Consider the following 4,082-nt stretch of genomic DNA (forward strand, 5'->3'; position numbering starts at 1 on the left):
TCTCGATGGCGTCGGGCAGGCGCGGGATCGCGGCGGCGATGAACCCCACGGTCACGGGCCGGCCGAGCCGCTGGCCGAGCCGGCGCGCGGTCTCGAAGCACTCGCGCACCGCGCGGGGGTCGTTCGAGCCGGCGGCGGCGAGGAGCACGGCATCGCCCTCGGCGAGGCCGAGGGCCGCGAGCCGATCGGCGAGCACCGAGACGATGCGCTCATCGGGTCCGAGCTCGGGGGCGAGCTGCGCGCCCCCGCCGATGCGGTCGAGGCCGAGCGACAGGCCGGTGCGCACGTGGAAGCCCGCCGAGAGCACCAGCGGCACGATGACCGCGTCGGGTTCGGCGTCGGCTGCGAGGGCGGCTGCGACATCCGCGTTGCTGGCATCGACGAAGCTGATGGACACGCCGACGTCGGGCCGCTCCGACGCGACGGCGTCGACGAGTCGGATCACGGCCTCGCGATTCGCGGCCGACGGCGCCCCGTGGGTGACGGCGACGAGACGGAGCGGGTGGGGGCCCAGCCGGTCATCGGGGAGGCCTGCACCACTCGACCCGACCATCTCCGAACCCCGCGCTCTCCGGCGGAGTCCGCTGTCGGCCGCCGGTTTCGACGCTATGCACGGCGTGTTTCGCGGACGGCTCCCGAGTGTTTCCGGGAGGTGAAGACTGCCTCACGCCGTGCCGCGGCATCCGTGGGCGCCGTGGGCACGCGTCGGCGGGCGTGACGTGGTGCGACGATGCAGCCGCGCGCTACTCGGCGAGCAGCTCGGGCCGCACGCGACGGGTGCGCTCGACCTGCTGGTCGTGCCGCCACGCGGCGATCGCGCCATGGTTGCCCGACAGCAGCACCGGCGGCACGTCGAGGCCGCGCCAAGTGGCGGGCTTGGTGTAGCTGGGATACTCGAGCAGCCCGTCCTCGTGGGACTCCTCGACGAGGCTCTCGGGGTTGCCGACGACTCCGGGCACCAGGCGCCCGGCGGCCTCGATCATCGCCATCACGGCGACCTCGCCGCCGTTGAGCACGTAGTCGCCGAGGCTGATGAGCCGCACGCGTATGCGCGTCGCGAAGTGGTCGACGACGCGCTGGTCGATGCCCTCGTACCGCCCGCAGGCGAAGACGAGGTGCGGCTCCTGCGCGAGCTCGCGGGCGGTGGCCTGCGTGAACGGCTCGCCCGCGGGCGACGGCACGACGAGCAGGGCGTCGGATGCCGCGTCGCCGACGATCGCATCGATCGCCTCGCCCCACGGCTCGGGCTTCATGACCATGCCCGCACCGCCGCCGTACGGCGTGTCGTCGACGGTGCGGTGCCGGTCGTGGGTGTGCTCGCGCAGGTCGTGCGTGCGGACCTCGATCAGCCCCGTCTGGCGCGCCTTGCCGAGCAGCGACAGGTCGAGCACCGAGAAGAAGTCGGGGAAGATCGTGACGATGTCGATCCGCATGGCCCGACCCTACTCGGCGGGGTGGTCGTCGCCGCCGGATGCCTCGGGCTCGGCGTCGGCGGATGCCTCGGGCTCCGCCTCGGCGGGCGCGTCACCCTCGGCCGTGTCCGGCTCCTCGACGAGCTCCTCGAAGAGGCCGGGCGGCGGCGTCACCGTCAGCGTGCCGGCCTCGATGTCGACCTCGGGCACGATCGCCGCGACGAACGGGACCATGATCTCCCGTCCGCCGGACTTCACGATCAGGAGGTCCTGCGCCGGCAGGTGGTCGACGTGGGTGACCTGGCCGATGCGCTCGCCGTCGCGGATGACCGCGAGCCCGACGAGCTGGTGGTCGTACCACGCGTCGTCCTCGGGCGACTCCTGGTCGACGTGCTCGACCCAGAGGATGGCCTTCGCGAGGCCCTCGGCCGCGGTGCGGTCCTCGACCCCCTCGAAGAACCCGACGGGGTGGCCGTTGTACCAGCGCACCTCACGGAGCGTGAGGTGCTAGCCGTGCCAGGGCGAGGACTCGGGGACCTGCAGCGAGAACTCGGCGCCCGGCACGAAGCGGCGCTCGGGATCGTCGGTGTAGAGCTCGAGCTTGATGGCGCCCTTCAGGCCGTGCGCCTTGGTGAGGCGGCCGACCCTGAGCTGCGTTCGGGGTGCGTCGGCCACGTCAGTCGTCGGTGTCGACGACGTCGACGCGAACGCGGCGGCCGTCGGCGAGTGCGGTCACGAGGGTGCGGAGCGCCTTCGCGGTGCGGCCGGCACGGCCGATCACGCGACCGAGGTCCTCGGGGTTCACATGAACCTCGAGGACCTCGCCGCGTGCGCTCGACGCGGAGACGACCTTCACGTCGTCAGGGTGATCGACGATCCCCTCGACGAGGTGTTCGAGCGCGGACTGGAGCAAGGCCTAGGCCTCGTCCGTCGCGGTCTCGTCGGCGGCGGGCGCCTCGGCCTCGGCAGCCTTGGCGGGCTTCTCCGACTTGGGCTTCAGCACCGGCTTCTTCTTGTCGTCGGCGACGAACCCGGCCTTGGGCTCGGCGACCTTGACCGTGGACTTCGCGTCGGCGTCGCCCTTGAACTTGCCCCAGTCGCCCGTGAGCTTGAGGATCGCGGCGACCTGCTCGGTCGGCTGGGCGCCGACGGAGAGCCAGTACTGGGCGCGGTCGGAGTCGACCTCGATGAACGAGGGGTTCTCGGTGGGGTGGTACTTGCCGATCTCCTCGATGACGCGACCGTCGCGCTTGGTGCGCGAGTCGGCGACGACGATGCGGTAGTACGGCGCACGGATCTTGCCGAGGCGCTTGAGACGGATCTTGACAGCCACAATTCTCCTGAAAATGTTGTGAGGTGGGCGAACTGACAGCCGTGAGCGTGGGGTGCACACTCGGCGGAAGCTCAATGAGGTTCTGTGCGCCGGATAGAGGGTCGGGCGGTACGGAACTCGACTGACCATTCTTGCAGATTTCGCGTCGTAAGGATAATCGCCCGGGTCGCATGCCATGATGAGCCGACATCGGCGCATCCGACGCCGTGGAGGGGGTTCGCGCCGTGCAGATCGACTTCGCCCGTTCGGCCCGGTCCACCATCGGCCTCGAGTGGGAGGTCGCGATCGTGGATCGCGCCACCGGCGAGCTCGCCTCGATCGGCGACCGCGTGCTCGAGCTGCTCGACGAGCGGAGCGAGGGCGGGACGCATCCCACCATCACCTCGGAGCTGCTCACGAACACCGTCGAGCTCGTGAGCGGCGTGCACGAGCGCGTCGCCGACGCCGTCGCCGACCTCGAGGGCCAGCTCGCCGAGGTGCGGGCGGTGATCGACGAGCTCGGCGACTACGAGCTCATCTGCAGCGGCTCGCACCCCTTCAGCCAGTGGTACGACCAGCGCCTCACCGACAAGCCGCGGTACCACAAGCTCATCGAACGCACCCGGTGGTGGGGTCGCAACATGATGATCTGGGGCATCCACGTGCACGTCGGCATCGAGGAGAGGGACAAGGCGCTTCCCATCCTCGACGGGCTGCTCGCCTACCTCCCGCACCTGCAGGCGCTGTCGGCGTCGAGCCCGTTCTGGGCGGGGGTCGACACGGGGTACGCCTCGAATCGCGCACTCATGTTCCAGCAGCTGCCCACTGCGGGACTGCCGTACCCGCTGCCCGACTGGCCGGCCTACGAACGCTACGTCGACGACCTGGTGCGCACCGGCGTGATCGAGGACCACAGCGAGGTGCGCTGGGACATCCGCCCGTCGCCGAAATGGGGCACCGTCGAGGTGCGCGTCTGCGACGGCGTCTCGACCGCGGCCGAGATCGCCGCCATCGCGGCACTCGTGCAGTGCCTCGTCGAGTGGATGAGCGAACGCCTCGACGACGGCGAGACGCTGACGGTGCTGCAGCCCTGGTACGTGCGCGAGAACAAGTGGCGCGCCGCGCGCTACGGCATGGACGCCGAGATCATCACGGATGTCGCGGGCACCGAGCGGCTCGTCGGCGACGACCTGCGCGACCTCCTCACGACGCTCGTGCCCGTCGCCGAGCGGCTCGGATGCCAGGCCGAGCTGCAGCTCGTGCGCGGCACCCTCGACGGCGGGGCGAGCTACCAGCGACAGCTGCGGGTCGCCGAGGCCGCCGGGGGCGACCTCACCGCCGTCGTCGCGCACCTCGCC

General features: G+C 71.1%; 5 protein-coding genes and 1 pseudogene. 1 reads left to right on the forward strand and 5 read right to left on the reverse strand.

Going from position 1 to position 4,082, the window contains the following annotated elements:
• The 5 genes and pseudogenes from AC1DY2_RS16545 to rpsP all read right to left on the reverse strand — a co-directional run.
• Positions 1 to 553, reverse strand: a 553-nt coding sequence (locus tag AC1DY2_RS16545) for a sirohydrochlorin chelatase (protein WP_476763409.1), incomplete at its 3' end; no start/stop codon positions are given.
• Between the two features lie 190 nt (positions 554 to 743).
• A complete protein-coding gene (trmD, locus tag AC1DY2_RS16550) occupies positions 744 to 1,433 on the reverse strand; it encodes a tRNA (guanosine(37)-N1)-methyltransferase TrmD (protein ID WP_476763410.1) in 690 nt (229 codons plus the stop codon).
• Between the two features lie 9 nt (positions 1,434 to 1,442).
• Positions 1,443 to 2,087: pseudogene (rimM, locus tag AC1DY2_RS16555) on the reverse strand (ribosome maturation factor RimM).
• A 1-nt stretch (position 2,088) separates the two neighbouring features.
• Positions 2,089 to 2,325 carry an RNA-binding protein gene (locus tag AC1DY2_RS16560; protein WP_476763411.1) on the reverse strand — a complete coding sequence of 79 codons (237 nt, stop codon included), beginning with the start codon at positions 2,323 to 2,325 and terminating at the stop codon, positions 2,089 to 2,091.
• A gap of 3 nt (positions 2,326 to 2,328) precedes the next feature.
• Positions 2,329 to 2,745, reverse strand: a complete 417-nt coding sequence (gene rpsP / locus AC1DY2_RS16565; RefSeq protein ID WP_309979249.1) for a 30S ribosomal protein S16 — start codon at positions 2,743 to 2,745, stop codon at positions 2,329 to 2,331.
• 224 nt (positions 2,746 to 2,969) lie between these two features.
• On the opposite strand from rpsP, the gene AC1DY2_RS16570 reads away from it, so the two are divergent.
• The coding region (locus AC1DY2_RS16570) for a glutamate--cysteine ligase (protein WP_476763412.1) at positions 2,970 to 4,082 on the forward strand (1,113 nt) is incomplete at its 3' end.

This window comes from Agromyces sp. P1_H4, from assembly GCF_056405255.1.